This window comes from Leifsonia sp. ZF2019, assembly GCF_019924635.1.
Classification (GTDB): domain Bacteria; phylum Actinomycetota; class Actinomycetes; order Actinomycetales; family Microbacteriaceae; genus Leifsonia.
Genome location: NZ_CP065037.1, coordinates 2,398,497 through 2,415,971, shown reverse-complemented (window position 1 = coordinate 2,415,971; position 17,475 = coordinate 2,398,497). Strand labels below are relative to the sequence as shown.

Sequence of the window (17,475 nt, the reverse complement as noted above, 5' to 3'; positions counted from 1 at the left end):
ATAATGGACGACAGGAGGCGCGCACATGGTTGATACTTCGACACCGCAGTCCGCCTCCCTGCGCCGGCTGGTGCCGCGCATCTTCTCGCGCGCACAGCCGGCGGGAGCGGTCGACACCCTGATCCGGACGGTGCGCATGCACCACCCGAAGGCCGACCTCTCGCTGATCGAGCGCGCCTACGCCGTCGCGGAGCGCGCACACACCGGGCAGAAGCGCCGCTCGGGTGAGCCGTACATTACGCATCCGGTCGCAGTGGCGCAGATCATCGCGGACCTCGGGATCGGCGCCAAGACCATCGCCGCCGCCCTCCTGCACGACACCGTGGAGGACACGGAGTACACGCTGGACGAGCTGCGCGATCAGTTCGGCGACGAGATCGCGATGCTCGTCGACGGCGTGACGAAGCTCGACAAGGTCAAGTACGGCGACAGTGCGCAGGCCGAGACGGTCCGCAAGATGATCGTGGCGATGTCGAAGGACATCCGTGTGCTCATCATCAAGCTCGCCGACCGCCTGCACAACGCGCGCACCTGGGGCTTCGTGCCCGCCGCGAATGCCACTCGCAAGGCGACGGAGACGCTCGAGATCTATGCGCCGCTGGCCCACCGGCTCGGCATTCAGGCGATCAAGTGGGAGCTCGAGGACCTCTCGTTCGCGGTGCTCTACCCCAAGCTCTACGCTGAGATCGAGAGCCTCGTGAAGCAGCGCACGCCTGAGCGCGAGCGTCTCGTCCAGCAGGTGATCGACGCGATCAACGACGACCTCAAGTCGGCCCGCATCCGCGGCAAGGTCGTCGGTCGCCCCAAGCAGTACTACTCGATCTATCAGAAGATGGTGGTCCGCGGCCGGGAGTTCGACGATATCTACGACCTCGTCGGCATCCGCGTCCTGGTGAACACGGTGCGCGACTGCTACGCGGTGCTCGGGCAGATCCACGCCCGCTGGACGCCGATGCCGGGCCGCTTCAAGGATTACATCGCGACTCCCAAGTTCAACCTCTACCAGTCGCTCCACACCACCGTCATCGGACCTCTGGGTCGTCCCGTCGAGATCCAGATCCGCACGGAGGAGATGCACCAGCGGGCGGAGTTCGGTGTCGCCGCGCACTGGAAGTACAAGGAGCAGACCACCGGAAAGAGCTCGGGCGGCCCGTCCGCGAACGACACCGATCTCGCCTGGCTGGCGCACATCTCCGACTGGCAGGCCGAGACGGCCGACCCGAGCGAGTTCCTGGACTCGCTGCGCTTCGAGATCGGCGCCAAGGAGGTCTACGTCTTCACGCCGAAGGGCCGCGTGATCGGCCTCCCCGCCGGCGCGACGCCGGTCGACTTCGCGTACGCCGTGCACACCGAGGTCGGCCACCGCACCATGGGGGCGAAGGTCAACGGCAGGCTGGTCCCGTTGGAGAGCACGCTGGCCACGGGTGACGTCGTCGAGATCTTCACCTCGAAGAACCCCGACTCCGGCCCCAGCCAGGACTGGCTCAACTTCGTCAAGAGCCCCCGCGCGCGCAACAAGATCCGCCAGTGGTTCACGAAGGAGCGCCGCGACGAGGCGATCGAGCAGGGCAAGGATGCGATCGCGCGCGCGATGCGCAAGCAGAACCTCCCGCTCCAGAAGCTGATGACGCAGGACGCGCTCGTGGAGGTCGCGTCGTCGCTGAAGTATGCGGACGTGTCGACGCTGTATGCGGCGGTCGGCGAGGGGCACGTCTCGACCCAGTCCGTGATCGAGAAGGTTGTGGCGTCGCTGCAGAGCGAGGTCGAGTCGGACGGCGAGATCGACATCCCGGTCAAGGGTCGCGGGCGCACGCTGCGCAACAGCGACTCCGGCGTGCTCGTGCGCGGGGCGCCGGACATCCTGGTCAAGTTGGCGAAGTGCTGCACACCGGTGCCGGGCGACCCGATCGTCGGGTTCATCACGCGCGGGCAGGGCGTGTCCGTGCACCAGGCGAACTGCCACAATGTGCAGTCGCTGCTGCAAGAGCCAGAGCGGATGATCGACGTCGAGTGGGCGCCGAGCTCGAAGAGCGTCTTCCTGGTGCAGATCCAGGTCGAGGCGCTCGACCGCTCCGGTCTGCTCTCGGACGTCACGAGGGTGCTCTCGGAGCACCACGTCAACATCCTCTCCGCGACGGTGACGACCTCGAGCGATCGTCTCGCGCTCAGCCGCTTCGTCTTCGAGATGGGGGACACGACCCACCTCGACCGCGTGCTCAACGCCGCGCGCCGGATCGACGGCGTCTACGACGTGTATCGCGTCAGCGCGGGCTGACACCGGCGGCCTCGTCCGGCACGGACACGGGCAGCGGACTCCGCTCGACCAGCGCGAGCCGCCGGATCACGCGCACGGCGCCGCCGCGGCGTGTCCGGGGGACGAACGCGAGCAGCGCCGACGGCGCTGCCGATTCGATCGCCAGGAGATGCCGGACCTCCAGTGCGTCGGGCTCGGAGAACTCTGCGGCGGTGAGGACGAGATCAGCAGCGGTGCGCAGGGGAGTGGTCACCGCCAGCGGGCCGATCATCGTCGTCTCGTGTGCGGTGAGTCGCCGTTGCCTGCTGTCCACGCTCACCGGGATGCGCGCACCGCGATCGGGCGGTCGGAGGCACACCTGCGGCCGGACCGGCGGACTGCTCCTCGCCCCGTGGATCCAGGCGGCCGTCGCCCGCTCGGCGATCGCTCGCCGCGGGACGGCGGCCCTCAGGGCGCTCGCGCGGAGCGCCGGGGTGTCAGGGGTGTCGATCGGGGCGAACGCGTCACCGACACGGTACGCCTGGCCGTCGAGAACGAGGGCCAGGAGCTCGGCGAGGGGAAGGACGCGGCGGTCCAAGAGGGTGGGACACAGTGTCTCGGTCATCTCTCCAGCGTGGCGGGTGCGGCGCCGGGGAGACGGCCGGGAGCGGAATCTGTGGAAAAGCCGTCGAGTTGATCCGGTTGGGGAGGATCAGCCGAGCGCGTCGAGCCAGATCTTGCGGGCGTCGAGGGCCTCCTGGGCCGCCTTGACCTTGGCGGCGTCGCCGCCGGCCTGCGCCTCGGCGAGCTCCTGCTCGAGCTTCGCGATCGCCGCGTTGAGCTGACTGGCAAGCCCTTCGGACCGCGCCTTCTTCTCGGGGTTGTTGCGCTCCCAGTGCTCTTCGTCGAGACGGCGGACGGCCGTCTCGACCTTGCGCAGCCGGTCTTCGATCGGGCGCACCTGCTCGCGCGGCACGCGACCGATGGCGTCCCAGCGCTCCTGGATCGAGAGGAGGGCGTTGCGTGCGACCTCGCGGTCCTTCTCGCCGAGAAGCGGCTCCGCCTCGTCGAGCAGCGCGAGTTTGAGCTGGAGGTTGGCCTCGTACTCCTCGTTGTCGCGGGCGTCGACCTCGGCCTTCGCGGAGTAGATCGCGTCACCGGCCGCCTTGAAGCGAGCCCACAGCGCGTCGTCGTTCTTCTTGCCGGCGCGGCCCGCGAGCTTCCACTGGTCGAGCAGGCGGCGATACTCCGGGACGCCGTCGGCGCCGAGCGGGATGAGCTTCTCGGCCTGCTCGATCAGCGCGTTCTTGCGGCTGCGGACATCGCGGTGCTGGTTGTCCAGCTCGGCGAAGAACGCCTTGCGGTTGTGCTCGATCGTCGAGCGGGCCGCCCGGAAACGCTTCCAGAGCTCGTTCGCCTCGTTCTTCGGCAGTCGCGGGCCATCGTGCTGATGGGACTGCCACCGCGCGAACAGAGCGTCCAGGCTCGCGGTGGTCTGCTTCCACTGGGTGCGCTCCGGGTCCTGCGCGGCGAGGGCTTCGGCCTCCTCGACGATGGCCGTCCGCTCGGCGATCGCGGACTCCACGGCCGCTTTGGCCTCGGCGCTCTGCTGCTCGGTGAGCTCCTCGACGGTGCCGCCCAGGGCGTCCAGACGCGTGAGCAGGGAGGCGAGGTCGCCGACGGCGTTGGCGCCCTCGACGGAGGAGCGGAGGTTGGCGACGGACTTGGCGATGTCGGCGGCGGGGGCGCCCCGGCGGGCGCGCTGCTCGAGCAGCGAGACCTGCCCGGCGAGATCGGTGTACTTGCGCTCGAAGTAGCCGATCGCTTCCTCGGGCGTGCCGTCCGGATACTGGCCGACGACGCGTTCCCCGTCGCCCTCGCGGACGTACACGGTCCCGGTCTCGTCGACGCGACCCCAGGGGTGCTGTTCAGAAGTAGCCAAGAGCCTCACCTTGCTGCTGTGCGGTCAGGGCGGAGAACCCGCCCCGCGGTGGAATCAGCCTATTGCACACGCCGCATCACTGCAGCGTGAAGCTGTCGATCTTCGTCGCCACCGACGGCTTGCCGTCGGTCCCGCCGCCCTCGACGCCCTTGGCCACGACGTCGGAGGTCAGGGTGTCGAGCCCGCTCGTGATCCGGCCGAGCACGGTGTATCCACCGGCGGCGTCCGAGGGGATCGGGCTGTCCTTGTAGACGATGAAGAACTGGCTGCCCTGGCTGTAGCCGTTGCCGCTCTGACGGGCCATGGCGATGGTGCCGGCCGGGTAGGTGCCGTCGGCGGGGGCGTTCTCCACCGGGCCGTACGAGTAGCCGGGACCGCCGCTGCCATCGCCCTTCGGGTCGCCGCACTGGAGCACGAAGATGCCCGAGGTGGTGAGGCGGTGGCAGCTCAGTCCGTCGTAGAAGCCCTTCTTCGCGAGGGAGATGGTGGACGACACGGCCTGAGGCGCCTGCTTGCCGTCGAGGGTGACGCCCAGGTCGATCCCGTTGATGACGAGCGAGCCCGTCCAGTCGCGGCCCTCGGCAATGCTCGCGGAGGGGACGTCGCCGGTGTTCGAGCCGGTGGCGGCCGGAGTGGGCGTCGGCGTCGTGGACGGCGAGGCGGAGGCGGTCGGGGCTCCGGGGCCGCCCGTGAAGTAGAGGAGCTGCGTCGCGACGGCGAGTCCGACGATGACGACGACCGCGATCCCGGCGATCCAGTTGTCGCGCGTGCGGCGCTTGACCTTCTCGCCGTGGACGGTCTGCCGCGCCTGGTAGGCGCGCAGGCGTTCGCGCGCCTGCCGCGCGTCGCGGTCGTTCTGCTTGCTGGGTGCCACGTGTGTCCTCCGAGGGGCGCCGTCGAGCGGGGAGTCGGTGTCCCGAGGAAGACCGGTCCGCGGGTCAGGAGAACCCTATCCGGCGGACCTATGGACGACAAACCAACGAGCGCAGCGGGTCGAAGCGCTCGACCGCGGTGTCGGTGGCGGCCGGTAGCCTGGGGGGATGGTCGATGTGCAACCCGGGCTCCGCACCGGAGCGACGCCGCTCGCCGTGCGCATGCGGCCGACCTCGCTCGACGAGGTCGCGGGACAACGGCACCTGCTGCGGCCGGGGTCGCCGCTGGTGGCCCTCGCCTCCGACCAGTCGGGGGAGACCGGCTCCGTCTCCGTCATCCTGTGGGGACCGCCCGGTACGGGCAAGACGACGCTCGCCCAGGCGATCGCCCATTCCTCCGGCCGCCGGTTCGTCGAGCTCTCGGCCGTGACGGCGGGAGTCAAGGACGTTCGCCTGGTCATGGACGAGGCGCTCTCGACGCGCGATCTCTACGGTGTCTCGACCGTGCTCTTCCTCGACGAGATCCACCGCTTCACGAAGGCCCAGCAGGACGCCCTGCTCCCCGGTGTGGAGAACGGCTGGGTCATCCTCGTGGCCGCCACCACCGAGAACCCGTCGTTCTCGGTCATCTCGCCGCTCCTGTCCCGTTCGCTGCTGCTCACGCTCGAGACGCTGAGCGACGAGGACCTCGGCGTGGTCGTCGACCGCGCCGTCGCGGACGACCGCGGCCTCGGCGGACAGTACGCGCTGGCCGACGACGCCCGCGCGGCGATCATCCGGCTGGCCTCAGGCGATGCGCGCCGCGCGCTGACAGCACTGGAGGCGGCCTCGGTGTCGGCCGCGTCGGCGACGCCGGCGACATCGAAGAAGAAGCCGGTGATCACGGCCGAGATCGTCGCGCAGGCCGTGGACCGCGCGCTCCTGCGTTACGACCGCAACGGCGACGAGCACTACGACGTCATCAGCGCGTTCATCAAGTCGGTGCGCGGCTCGGACGTCGACGCCGCCTTGCACTACCTGGCCCGGATGATCGAGGCGGGGGAGGACCCGCGGTTCATCGCGCGGCGGATCATCATCTCCGCGTCGGAAGACATCGGGATGGCCGACCCGCAAGCGCTGGTGGTGGCCGTCGCGGCCGCCGACGCCGTGCAGTTCGTGGGGATGCCGGAGGGGCGCATCCCGCTGGCGCAGGCGGTGGTCCATCTGGCGACGGCGCCGAAGTCCAACGCCGCGTACATGGCGCTCGACGCCGCCATCGCGGATGTGCGGGCAGGCAAGATCGGGCGCGTGCCGAAGCACCTGCGCGACGCGCACTATCCGGGTGCCAAGCGCCTGGGGCACGGCAAGGGGTACAAGTACCCGCACGACGCCGAGCTCGGCGTGCTGGAGCAGCAGTACCTGCCCGACGAGCTGAAGGACACGACCTACTACGCGCCGACGGAGCACGGCAACGAGCGCGACGTGTCCGCACGCCTGGCGAAGCTGCGCCGCATCGTGCGCGGGCGCTGACCTCGTTCTGATACACTCGATGGGCCTAGAAGCGTGTGCGGCGTGCGGCTGCGCTCACCACGCTCTCGAAGGGGACGGTCCTGTAGCCGGACGCCCCGGGCACTGAATCCCTCTCTCAGCGCACTCGTCGTGCGCGCGGACGCCTGTGTCGCGTTCCGCAGTCCATGTACTAGAGAGACCATTGAAAGGAAACCGTGTCTTCACGTTCCCGTAGCAAGACCCGCGAGTCGCGTGCCCTCGGCATCGCGCTCACCCCGAAGGCCGCGCGCTACCTCGAGAAGCGCCCGTACGCCCCCGGTGAGCACGGCCGCACCAAGCGCAAGGCCGACTCCGACTACGCCGTGCGTCTGCGCGAGAAGCAGCGCCTGCGCGCCCAGTACGGCATCCGCGAGAAGCAGCTGCGCATCGCCTTCGAAGAGGCCCGCCGCACCCAGGGCCTGACCGGTGAGAACCTGGTCGAGATCCTCGAGATGCGTCTGGACGCGCTCGTGCTCCGCGCAGGCTTCGCCCGCACCATCTCGCAGGCCCGCCAGTTCGTCGTGCACCGCCACATCCTCGTCGACGGCAAGATCGTGGACCGCCCCTCGTTCCGCGTGAAGCCGGGTCAGCTCATCCACGTCAAGGCCCGCTCCGAGGGCACCGAGCCCTTCCAGGTCGCGGCCGCCGGCGGTCACGTCGACGTCCTGCCCAAGGTCCCGGCCTACCTCGACGTCGAGATCGACAAGCTGCAGGCCCGCCTCGAGCGTCGCCCCAAGCGCGCCGAGGTCCCCGTCACCTGTGAGGTCCAGCTGGTCGTCGAGTACTACGCGGCCCGCTAAGGCTCCGCGAGACTCCCGGAACGGGGTCGTGGCTTCGGCCGCGGCCCCGTTCCGTCGTCTCCGGCGCTGTGCCCCCTCGACGGCAGGGCTACGCTGGGGGAGTATGCCGGTGGCGGAATGGAAGGACGACTCGTGTCTGGTGGCGACATCGCAGGACTCATCGCGGCGGGCGTGTTCGCCGTGCTCGTCGGCTTCATCGCTGTCCCGCTCCTGAAGTTCGGGCGGGTGCTCGACCAGACCCGGGACTCCATCAAGGAGGCCAGCGACGGCATCACACCGATCCTGGACGAGACGGCGACGACGCTCAGAGAGACGAACAAGCAGCTGGCGCGCGTCGACGTGATCACCAAGAACGTCGCCGACGTGACGGGCAACGTCTCGGCGCTCGTGTCGCTGTTCGCCGCGACGGTCGGTGGACCGCTGATCAGACTCGCCGGGTTCAGCGCCGCGGTCAAGGCCGCCTTCGCGGCCACGCGTGGCACCACCCGTGGCCGCTCTTCGCGGTCGCGGTAGCCCCACCCCGGTACCCGCCGGCAGACAGTAGACTCGTTCAGGTGTGCTCGCGCACCGGACACGGAGGGAAGAACAGCAATGAAGAGTTTCCTGTGGCTCCTCGTCGGAGTCGGGATCGGCTTCGTCGTCGCCCACAAGGTCAACGAGACTCCGAAGGGGCGCGAATTCTTCAGCTCCCTCGACCAGAAGGCGCGCGACTTCGGCGAGGCCGTCTCGGACGGCTACCGCCAGCGCGAGGCCGAGATCCGCTCGGCGATCGACGGCGACTGACCGGCACCCCCTCCTCCCTCCCGCAGCTTCGAACGACCGGAACCCATGCAGACCGCTGAAATCCACCGCCGCTGGCTCGACTTCTTCGCGAAACGCGGCCACACCGTCGTCCCCTCCGCCTCCCTCGTCAGCGACGACCCGTCGCTGCTCTTCACGGTGGCCGGGATGGTGCCCTTCGTGCCGTACCTCACCGGGGTCGTTCCTGCGCCGTACCCGCGCGCGACGAGCGTGCAGAAGTGCATCCGCACGCTCGACATCGAGGAGGTCGGCAAGACCCCTCGTCACGGCACGTTCTTCCAGATGTGCGGCAACTTCTCGTTCGGCGACTACTTCAAAGAGCAGGCGATCCAGTTCGCCTGGGACCTGCTGACCACGTCCGAGGACGAAGGCGGCCTGGGCTTCTCGCCCGACGACCTGTGGGTCACGGTGTACGAGGAGGACGAGGAGGCGCGCGAGATCTGGGGTCGCGTCTCGACGCTGCCGCCGGAGCGCATCCAGGGGCTCGGCAAGGACACCAACTACTGGTCGACCGGGCAGCCCGGTCCGGCAGGGCCCTGCTCGGAGATCTTCTTCGACCGTGGTCCCGCGTACGGCATCGACGGCGGTCCGGCGACGGACGACGACCGCTACGTCGAGATCTGGAACCTGGTCTTCATGCAGTACCTCCGCGGCGAGGGCGACGGCAAGAAGGACTTCGAGATCCTGGGCGACCTGCCCAAGAAGAACATCGACACCGGCCTGGGCCTGGAGCGCGTCGCGTTCATCAAGCAGGGTGTCGACAACATGTACGAGATCGACCAGGTGCGCCCGGTGCTCGACCGTGCAGCCGAGCTCGCGAACAAGCCCTACGGCAACGAGGCGCACGAGGACGACGTGCGGCTGCGCGTCGTCGCCGACCACGTCCGCAGCGCACTGATGCTCATGACCGACGGGGTGACCCCGTCGAACGAGGGCCGCGGTTACGTGCTGCGCCGCCTTCTCCGCCGCACCGTCCGCGCGATGCGCCTGCTGGGCGTCGAGGGCGCGACTTTCCCCGAGCTGTTCCCGGCGTCGCGCGACGCGATGAAGGCGGCCTATCCGGAGGTCGCGATCGAGTTCGACCGCATCTCGCAGCTCGCGTACGCGGAGGAGGAGACCTTCCTCCGCACGCTCGCCGCGGGCACGAGCATCCTCGACACCGCGGTGTCGAAGACCCGCACGTCCGGCAGCGAGCAGCTCGCCGGTGACACAGCGTTCCTGCTGCACGACACCTACGGCTTCCCGATCGACCTCACGCTCGAGATGGCGGAGGAGGCGGGCCTCAGTGTCGACCGCGCCGCGTTCGACACGCTCATGGCGGACCAGCGCGCCCGCGCGAAGGCCGACGCCAAGGCGAAGAAGACGGCTCTGGCCGACCTGTCGGTCTACAGCGCCTTCCGTTCGCAGGGCGAGACGGTCTTCACCGGCTACACCGAGCTCGAGACGGAGTCGAGCGTGCTCGGCCTCATCGTCGACGGGCAGTCCGTGAACGCGGCGCGGGAGGGGCAGGTGGCCGAGATCATCCTCGGCGCGACCGCTCTCTACGCGGAGTCCGGTGGTCAGGACGCCGACACCGGCACCATCGTCGGCCCCGGTTACGAGCTCGACGTGCTCGACGTGCAGAAGCCGGTGAAGGGCCTCATCAGCCACAAGGTCCTGGTGCGCAGCGGCGAAGTCGGCGTCGGCGCGCCGGCGACGAGCCTGGTCGACCACGACTACCGCCGTGGTGCGCGTCAGGCGCACTCGGGCACTCACATCATCCACGCCGCTCTGCGCCAGGTCCTCGGCTCGAACGCGCACCAGTCCGGCTCGTACAACAAGGCCGGCTACCTGCGCCTCGACTTCTCGTGGAACCAGGCGCTCTCGGCCGAGACGCGCAGCGAGATCGAGGAGATCTCGAACAACGCGATCCGGCAGAACCTGGAGGTCACCACGCGCGAGCTCCCGATCGATGAGGCGAAGGCTCTCGGAGCCATGGCCCTGTTCGGCGAGAAGTACGGCGACGTGGTGCGCGTCGTCGACATCGGCGGCCCGTGGTCGCGTGAGCTGTGCGCGGGCACTCACGTCGCGAGCAGCGCCGAGATCGGGATGATCAACCTGGTCAGCGAGTCCTCGGTCGGTTCGACGAACCGTCGCGTGGAGTCCCTCGTCGGTCTGGAGGCGTTCCGCGACCTCGCCGTCGAGCGCACGATCGTCTCGCAGCTCTCCGGCAGCCTGAAGACGCCGCGCGAGCAGCTCCCCGAGAAGATCGCCGACCTCCTGGCCAGCCTCAAGGCGGCCGAGAAGCGCATCCAGGCGTTCGAGGCGCGCGCGGTGCTCGACAAGGTCCCGGCGCTGATCGAGACGGCGGCCCGCCGCGGTGCGTTCACCGTTGTCGCGCAGGACGCGGGCTCGCTCAACTCGGCCGACGACCTCCGCTTGCTCGTCACCACGGTGCGCGAGCGGCTCGGCTCGGATCCCGCGGTGGTCGCCCTGGCGGCGCAGGCCGGCGGCAAGCCGGTCGTGATCGTCGCCACCAACCAGGCGGCGCGCGACGCCGGCGCGAACGCCGGTGCGCTGGCGAAGACCGCCGCGGGCGTGCTCGGCGGCGGCGGCGGCGGCAAGGCCGACCTCGCACAGGGCGGCGGCACGGACGCGGCGGCCATCCCCGCGGCACTGAACGCGGTCGTCGCGGCGATCGGCTGACCCCTATGCGAACCGGTGTCCGGCTCGGGATCGATGTCGGCAAAGTGCGGATCGGCGTCAGCCGCTCCGATCCGCACGGGATGATCGCGACGCCGGTCGAGACGGTCGCGCGCTCCGAGGACACTGCGGATCGGCGGAGAATCGGCGAGATTGTGACCGAACTCGGAGTTTTCGAGATTATCGTCGGGTTGCCGTTGGCGCTCTCGGGCGCGCACACCCCGTCCACTGCGGACGCGGTGGCGTTCGCGGAGGCGCTGGACGCCGAGCTGGACGTCCCCGTCCGTCTCGTCGACGAGCGGCTGTCGACCGTGTCGGCCCACTCGGCCTTGCGCGCGTCCGGCAAGAATTCGAAAAGCGCGCGTCCGGTGGTGGATCAGGTGGCCGCCACGATAATTTTGCAGCACGCCCTCGACGCGGAGCGCGCCTCCGGTCGTCCGCCGGGCCAACCCGTCGAAACGAGCATTGGACCCTGAGTTTGTCGAAGAACCCCGAGGAGCGGCCGGAACCCCCTGTGTTCCCTGCCGTCAACCGGCAGCAGCCCATGACCCGTCGCGAAGCGCGGGCCGCTCGGGAGGCCGCTGGGGATCAGACCGTGCAGCCCGGACCGCAGGGCGACGTGGCCGCTCCCGCCGCGTCGTCCCCGTCGGCCGAACAGCGCGAGGCGCTCGACCGTCTCGATTTCGATGCCGTGATCACCGGCCCGATCGCGCGAGTCGAGCAGCCCGAACCGGAACCCGTCGGCGCAGCGGTCCGTCACGGGGCGGACGACCTCTCGGCCGATCACCCGGCCCGCGCCCTCTTCGGCACCCTCGAGGACGAGCCCGCCGGAGGCGGAGGCCCGCCGACCGGCGAGTCCCCGCTCGCCTGGCGACAGCAGAACTACCTCTCGCACGCCGAGCCGAAGCGCAAACGCCGATGGGTCAAACCGTTGATCGTGATCGTCGTCATCCTCGCGGTGCTCGGCGGGATGGCGGGTGCGGCGTACGCGATCTTCCAGCCGCAGGTCGCCCAGCTCGTCAACGCCCTCACCCCGAAGGACGACGACTATCCCGGCGACGGCACCGGCGAAGTGATGTTCACCATCGTCTCCGGAGACACGGGCTCGGACATCGCCACGAACCTCCACAAGGCCGGTGTCACCAAATCGTACGACGCGTTCTACACGCTCCTGCTGCGGCAGAAGCCGGAGCCCGAGTTCCAGCCCGGCGCGTTCAAGCTCAAGAAGCAGATGAGCGCCAACGCGGCGCTGATCGCCTTGCAGGACCCGGCGAACCGCGTCGAGAACACCGCCGTCATCCCGGAGGGAACGGCCGAGGTCGACGTGCTCCAGACCGTCGCCGACGCGACGAAGATCCCCCTCGCCGACCTGAAGGCGGCGGCGGCCAACCCGGCCGACTACGGACTGCCCGCCGAGGCGAAGACGCTGGAGGGCTTCCTCTTCCCCGCGACGTACACGTTCACGCCGGGGACGACGGCGCACGATGCGATCAAGACCATGGTCGACCGGATGTTCCAGTCGCTCGACGCCGCCGGTGTGACGCCGGAGAACCGATGGAACACCGTCGTCCTGGCCTCGATCGTGCAGCGGGAGGCGGGCCACAAGGACGACTACCCCAAGGTCGCCCGGGTCTTCCTGAACCGGATCGCGCAGGGCTGGGACCTGCAGTCCGACGCGACGGTCGCGTACGGGACCGGGAACACCCACCGCGTCGAGACGACCGACGCCGAGCGGGCGGACGCCAGCAACCCCTACAACACCTACGTGCACCCGGGGCTCCCGGTCGGTCCGATCTCGAACCCGGGCGACCTGGCGATCGACGCCGTCGTGCACCCGGCCGACGGGCCGTGGATGTTCTTCGTGACCTGGAACCTGGAGACCGGCGAGACGATCTTCTCGACAACGGAGGCCGAGCACGAGGCCGCGGTGGCCAAGTGGCAGCAATGGATGAAGGACAACCCCGGCTATGAGTGACGCCAGCACGACTCCACCCGAGACCGACACGGAGGCGGCGACCCCGCAAGCCGATGCCGCGTCCATCGAGGACGGCGTCTCGGAGGCCGACGCCGAAGCGTCGATCGCGAAGCTGGTGGAGGCGGAGCGCGCGGCGGAGGCCGAGGAGGCCGCCGTCGCCGACGCCGAGGAGGCGGAGGAGCGCGAGGAGCCGGAAGACGAGGCCGGAAAGTCGGCCGACGACGAGCCCGGCGCCGCCGAGGAGCCGGGCGCCGTCGAGGACCCAATCCCCGCGCCGCCGGCCACGGCACCCGCGAAGCCCGCCCCGGCGAAGGTCGCCGCGGTGAAGCGCCCGCCCGTGGAACCGACGCCCGGCCGGCTGTCGCTCGCCGTGCTCGGATCGCCGATCGCGCACTCCCAGTCACCCGCTCTGCAGAAGGCCGCCTACGGTGTGCTCGGGCTCGACTGGTCCTACGAGCCGGTCGAGGTCACCGAGGAGTCGTTGGCGGGCTTCATCGACGGACTCGGCTCGGAGTGGCGCGGACTGTCGCTGACGATGCCGCTGAAGAAGGCCGTCCTCCCGCTGCTCACAGAGGTCGACCGGGTCGCGGAGCAGACCGGTGCCGCCAACACCGTCCTCTTCGACGGCGAAGCGGTACGCGGTTTCAACACCGACGTGGCCGGGATCGTCCGTGCGCTCGCGGGAGCGGGCGTGACGGAGGCCCGGTACGTGCACATCCTGGGCGGGGGAGCGACCGCGGCGTCCGCGCTGGTGGCCGCGGCGGAGCTCGGCGCCGAGCGAGCGGACGTGCACGTGCGCGACCTGACCCGCAGCGTCTGGCTCGAGCCTCTCGCCCACGACCTCGGCCTCATGGTCCGCCTCCGCTCGCTGCCTCAGGCGGACCGGTCGCTCGACGTCCCCGAAGTCGTCATCAGCACGCTCCCGGGCGGGGCGAGGGTCGACGCGATCTACACCGACTCGACCCGGCGCCGCGCGGTGCTGCTCGATGTCGCCTACGAGCCGTGGCCGAGCGACCTCGCGCGCAGCTGGGCGAAGGTCGGCGGCACCGTCGTGTCCGGGCTGTCGATGCTCGCCCACCAGGCGCTCCTGCAGGTGCGCATCTTCGTGTCGGGGGATCCGCTCGAGCCGCTGGCCGATGAGGAGGCCGTGCTCGCGGCCATGCTCGACGCGGTCGGAATCGACGCGGCCGGCGTCCCGTTCGACGCCTGAGCGACGTCACAGGGCGCGGACGGCTCCGGCCGCTGTGCCAGAATCGAAGCATGCTTCGTTGGCTCACGGCCGGGGAATCCCACGGCCCCGAACTCATCGCCGTCCTGGAGGGCCTCCCCGCCGGGGTCCCGGTCTCGCTCGACGCCATCCGCGCCGACCTGGCCCGCCGCAAGCTCGGCTACGGCCGAGGCGCGCGCATGAAGTTCGAGCAGGACGCGCTCGAGATCTCCGGCGGTGTCCGCCACGGGTCCAGTCTCGGCAGCCCGATCGCGCTGCGCATCGGCAACACCGAGTGGCCGAAGTGGGTCGACGTGATGAGCGCGGCGCCCGTCGAGCCCGAGAAGCTCGCGGGTGGCCGAGGCGCCGCCCTCACCCGGCCGCGCCCCGGCCACGCCGATCTCGTCGGCATGCAGAAGTACGGCTTCGACGAGGCGCGGCCCGTGCTGGAGCGCGCGAGCGCCCGCGAGACGGCCGCGCGCGTCGCACTCGGCGCCGTCGCCCGGTCCTTCCTGGCCGAGCTGGGGATCACGCTCGTCAGCCACACGCTCTCGATCGGACCGGTCCGCGTGCCGGAGGGCTCCGCGCTCCCGACTCCCGCCGATGTCGATGCGCTGGACGCCGACCCGCTGCGTTGCTTCGACCCCGCCACCTCCGAGCGGATGGTCGCCGAGGTCGACGCCGCGCACAAGGACGGCGACACGCTCGGAGGCGTCGTCGAGGTGCTCGCCTACGGCGTCCCACCGGGCCTCGGTTCGCACGTCCACTGGGACCGTCGCCTCGACGGGCAGCTGGCGGCCGCACTCATGGGCATCCAGGCGATCAAGGGCGTGGAGGTCGGCGATGGCTTCCTCACCACGACGCGCCGGGGATCGGAGGCGCATGACGAGCTGGTCGCCCAGGACGGCGCCATCGCTCGGACCAGCGACAAGGCGGGCGGCACGGAGGGCGGTATGAGCACCGGTACCATCCTGCGCGTTCGCGCGGGCATGAAGCCGATCGCGACCGTCCCGCACGCTCTGCGCACCGTCGACATCGCAACCAGCGAGGAGGCCGCAGCGCACCACCAGCGGTCCGACGTCTGCGCCGTCCCCGCCGCCGGCGTGGTGGCGGAGGCGATGGTCGCCCTCGTGCTCGCGAACTCGGTCCTGGAGAAGTTCGGAGGAGACTCCCTCCCGGAGACCGCTCGGAATCTGCGCGGGTACCTGGACGCCATTCCCCAGAACCTGGCGACCGAGCGCGTCGGCGCGCCCTCGGCCTGAGTGCCGTGACGGTCGTCCTGATCGGCCCGCCGGCGGCGGGGAAGACCCGGCTGGGCAAGCGCCTGGCCAAGAGGCTCGGCCTCGCCTTCGTCGACACCGACGCGCGCGTGGTCGCCGAGCACGGCGCCATCTCCGAGATCTTCGCCGATCACGGCGAATCCCATTTCCGCGCCCTCGAGCGTGCTGCCGTCGTCTCCGCACTCGCCGAAGGCGGCGTCGTCTCTCTGGGTGGCGGCGCCGTGCTCGACCTCGAGACGCGCGCCGATCTCGCGGGGCGCCGCGTGGTGCTGCTCACCGTCCAGCCCGAGGCGATCGCGCAACGGATCACCGGAGGCAAGCGACCGCTCATCACCGACATCGAGTCGTGGAAGCGCCTCGTCGCCGAGCGCGCCGAACTGTACGCATCGCTCGCGGACTACACCGCGGACACCTCGTCCCGCCCGATCGACACCATCGTGGAAGAGATCGCCGAGTGGGTCGAGCAGGAGGAAGGACACCGATGACCGACGCCGAAGCCCCCACCGAGATCCTCGTCGCGGGGGTGGACCAGTACCCCGTGGTGGTCGGCCGTGGTCTGCGCTTCGATCTGGCCGACCACCTCGGGTCCTCCGTCAACAAGGTGCTGCTCGTGCACCCGCCGACGCTGGGCGCTGCCGCCGCGGAGCTGCGCGAGTCGTTGCTCGGCCGGTACGAAGTGCTCCTCGCGGAGGTGCCCGACGCCGAGGCCGCCAAGCGCGTCGAGGTCGCCTCGTTCCTCTGGCAGATCATGGGCCAGGCCGACTTCACGCGCTCGGACGCGGTGGTGGGCTTCGGCGGCGGCGCGGTCACCGACCTCGCCGGCTTCGCCGCGGCGACCTGGCTGCGCGGCGTGAAGCTCGTGCAGGTGCCGACGACGCTGCTCGGAATGGTGGATGCGGCGGTCGGCGGCAAGACCGGCATCAACACCGCGGAGGGCAAGAACCTGGTCGGCGCGTTCTATGCGCCCGCGGCCGTCGTGTGCGACCTCGACACGCTCACCTCGCTCGGGCGCAACGAGATCCTCGCGGGCTTCGGGGAGGTCGTGAAGTACGGCTTCATCGCCGAGCCGGAGATCCTGGACATCATCGAGCGCGATGTCGACGTGGCCACGGATCCGCGGTCGCCGGAGTTCCGCCGGCTGGTCGAGCTGTCGATCGGCATCAAGGCACGGGTGGTGGGGGAGGACTTCACCGAGCAGGGGCTGCGCGAGATCCTCAACTACGGCCACACGCTCGGGCACGCGATCGAGCACGCCGAGCGCTACCAGTGGCGTCATGGCGCCGCGGTCGCCGTCGGCATGGTCTACGCAGCGGAACTCGGACGCCTGAGCGGGCGCCTCTCCGACGAGGCGGTGGACCGCCACCGCCGCATCCTCGAGTCCCTCACGCTGCCGACGACCTACCCGCTCGGCCGGTGGCAGACCCTGCTCGCCACCATGCAGCGCGACAAGAAGGCGCGCGGGAGCCTGCTCCGCTTCATCGTGCTCGACGACATCGGGCGCCCGACGGTGCTCGCGGGCCCCGACCAGAGCCTGCTGTTCGCGGCCTACCAGGAGATCGCCTCCTGATGACGGCGCGCGTCCGTCCGTCGACCGCCGCCGAGCCCCGGTAGGGTGAGCGGCATGAGCAGCGTCCTCGTCCTGAACGGCCCCAATCTCGGCCGCCTCGGCACCCGCGAGCCCGACGTCTACGGGTCCGGCACCCTCGACGACCTGGCGCGCCTGCTGCGCGACGACGCGCCGGAGACGACGATCGACCTCCGCCAGACAGACGCGGAGGGCGACCTGCTCGGCTGGCTGCACGAGGCGGCGGACACGGGCGCACCGGTCATCCTGAACGCCGGGGCCTGGACCCACTACTCGTTCGCCCTGCGCGACGCGGTGTCGCTGGTGACAAAGGCGGGCGGCACCGTGGTCGAGGTGCATCTGTCGAACCCGCACGCGCGCGAGGAGTTCCGCCACACGAGTGTGATCTCGGCCGTCGCGACCGGCGTGATCGCCGGATTCGGCTTCGAGTCGTACCGCCTCGCGCTGGCGTACATTCGCCGAAACGCCCTCTGACGTCTAGAATCTTCTGCGGGCCGCCGCATCGCGCGCGGCGATGTGGACCGCTGACGCCCGCGGATCCCACCCGGAACTCTTTCGCAAACTGAATGGA

The 17,475-nt window shown here is 70.2% G+C and carries 16 protein-coding genes; 13 read left to right on the top strand and 3 right to left on the bottom strand.

Translation table 11 applies throughout. The annotated features are described in order from the left end of the window. Positions 1-25: 25 nt before the first annotated feature. The gene (locus IT072_RS11805) at positions 26-2,275 is read left to right on the top strand and encodes a RelA/SpoT family protein (protein WP_223356823.1); all 2,250 of its coding nucleotides are present in this window, start codon (positions 26-28) and stop codon (positions 2,273-2,275) included. Here the strand turns inward: IT072_RS11805 and IT072_RS11800 are convergent. The 3 genes from IT072_RS11800 to IT072_RS11790 all read right to left on the bottom strand — a co-directional run bounded on the left by IT072_RS11800 (position 2,262) and on the right by IT072_RS11790 (position 5,049). Then, the gene (locus IT072_RS11800; protein WP_223356820.1) at positions 2,262-2,858 is read right to left on the bottom strand and encodes a hypothetical protein; all 597 of its coding nucleotides are present in this window, start codon (positions 2,856-2,858) and stop codon (positions 2,262-2,264) included. The genes IT072_RS11805 and IT072_RS11800 overlap by 14 nt on opposite strands. Before the next feature lie 87 nt (positions 2,859-2,945). Beyond that, entirely contained in the window at positions 2,946-4,175 is a 1,230-nt protein-coding gene (locus tag IT072_RS11795; protein WP_223356817.1) for a DUF349 domain-containing protein, read from the bottom strand. A 76-nt stretch (positions 4,176-4,251) separates the two neighbouring features. Then, a complete protein-coding gene (locus IT072_RS11790) occupies positions 4,252-5,049 on the bottom strand; it encodes a peptidylprolyl isomerase (protein WP_223356816.1) in 798 nt (265 codons plus the stop codon). A 166-nt stretch (positions 5,050-5,215) separates the two neighbouring features. Here IT072_RS11790 and IT072_RS11785 point away from each other — a divergent pair, with 166 nt between their 5' ends. The 12 genes from IT072_RS11785 to IT072_RS11730 all read left to right on the top strand — a co-directional run bounded on the left by IT072_RS11785 (position 5,216) and on the right by IT072_RS11730 (position 17,378). Beyond that, complete coding sequence (locus tag IT072_RS11785) at positions 5,216-6,556, top strand: replication-associated recombination protein A (RefSeq protein ID WP_223356815.1); 1,341 nt, start codon at positions 5,216-5,218, stop codon at positions 6,554-6,556. A 194-nt stretch (positions 6,557-6,750) separates the two neighbouring features. After that, complete coding sequence (rpsD, locus tag IT072_RS11780; RefSeq protein ID WP_025155698.1) at positions 6,751-7,374, top strand: 30S ribosomal protein S4; 624 nt, start codon at positions 6,751-6,753, stop codon at positions 7,372-7,374. Positions 7,375-7,506: 132 nt separating this feature from the next. Then, positions 7,507-7,887: a DUF948 domain-containing protein gene (locus tag IT072_RS11775; RefSeq protein WP_223356813.1), complete on the top strand. Its 381-nt coding sequence runs from the start codon at positions 7,507-7,509 to the stop codon at positions 7,885-7,887. 78 nt (positions 7,888-7,965) lie between these two features. Continuing rightward, complete coding sequence (locus IT072_RS11770; protein ID WP_223356811.1) at positions 7,966-8,157, top strand: hypothetical protein; 192 nt, start codon at positions 7,966-7,968, stop codon at positions 8,155-8,157. 45 nt (positions 8,158-8,202) lie between these two features. Continuing rightward, positions 8,203-10,860: an alanine--tRNA ligase gene (gene alaS / locus IT072_RS11765; protein ID WP_223356807.1), complete on the top strand. Its 2,658-nt coding sequence runs from the start codon at positions 8,203-8,205 to the stop codon at positions 10,858-10,860. A 5-nt stretch (positions 10,861-10,865) separates the two neighbouring features. Next, on the top strand, positions 10,866-11,333 hold the full coding sequence (gene ruvX / locus IT072_RS11760; protein ID WP_223356804.1) for a Holliday junction resolvase RuvX: 468 nt from the start codon (positions 10,866-10,868) through the stop codon (positions 11,331-11,333). A 68-nt stretch (positions 11,334-11,401) separates the two neighbouring features. After that, complete coding sequence (gene mltG, locus IT072_RS11755; RefSeq protein ID WP_223356801.1) at positions 11,402-12,832, top strand: endolytic transglycosylase MltG; 1,431 nt, start codon at positions 11,402-11,404, stop codon at positions 12,830-12,832. Continuing rightward, positions 12,825-14,042 carry a shikimate dehydrogenase gene (locus IT072_RS11750; RefSeq protein WP_223356797.1) on the top strand — a complete coding sequence of 406 codons (1,218 nt, stop codon included), beginning with the start codon at positions 12,825-12,827 and terminating at the stop codon, positions 14,040-14,042. Before mltG ends, IT072_RS11750 begins: the two co-directional genes overlap by 8 nt. Positions 14,043-14,092: 50 nt before the next feature. Continuing rightward, complete coding sequence (aroC, locus tag IT072_RS11745; protein ID WP_223356794.1) at positions 14,093-15,301, top strand: chorismate synthase; 1,209 nt, start codon at positions 14,093-14,095, stop codon at positions 15,299-15,301. Positions 15,302-15,306: 5 nt separating this feature from the next. After that, positions 15,307-15,804 (top strand): shikimate kinase, encoded by a 498-nt coding sequence (locus IT072_RS11740; RefSeq protein ID WP_223356791.1) that lies wholly within the window; start codon positions 15,307-15,309, stop codon positions 15,802-15,804. Further along, positions 15,801-16,886, top strand: a complete 1,086-nt coding sequence (gene aroB, locus IT072_RS11735; protein ID WP_223356788.1) for a 3-dehydroquinate synthase — start codon at positions 15,801-15,803, stop codon at positions 16,884-16,886. Before IT072_RS11740 ends, aroB begins: the two co-directional genes overlap by 4 nt. Positions 16,887-16,940: 54 nt before the next feature. Next, on the top strand, positions 16,941-17,378 hold the full coding sequence (locus IT072_RS11730) for a type II 3-dehydroquinate dehydratase (RefSeq protein WP_223356785.1): 438 nt from the start codon (positions 16,941-16,943) through the stop codon (positions 17,376-17,378). Positions 17,379-17,475: the final 97 nt, after the last annotated feature.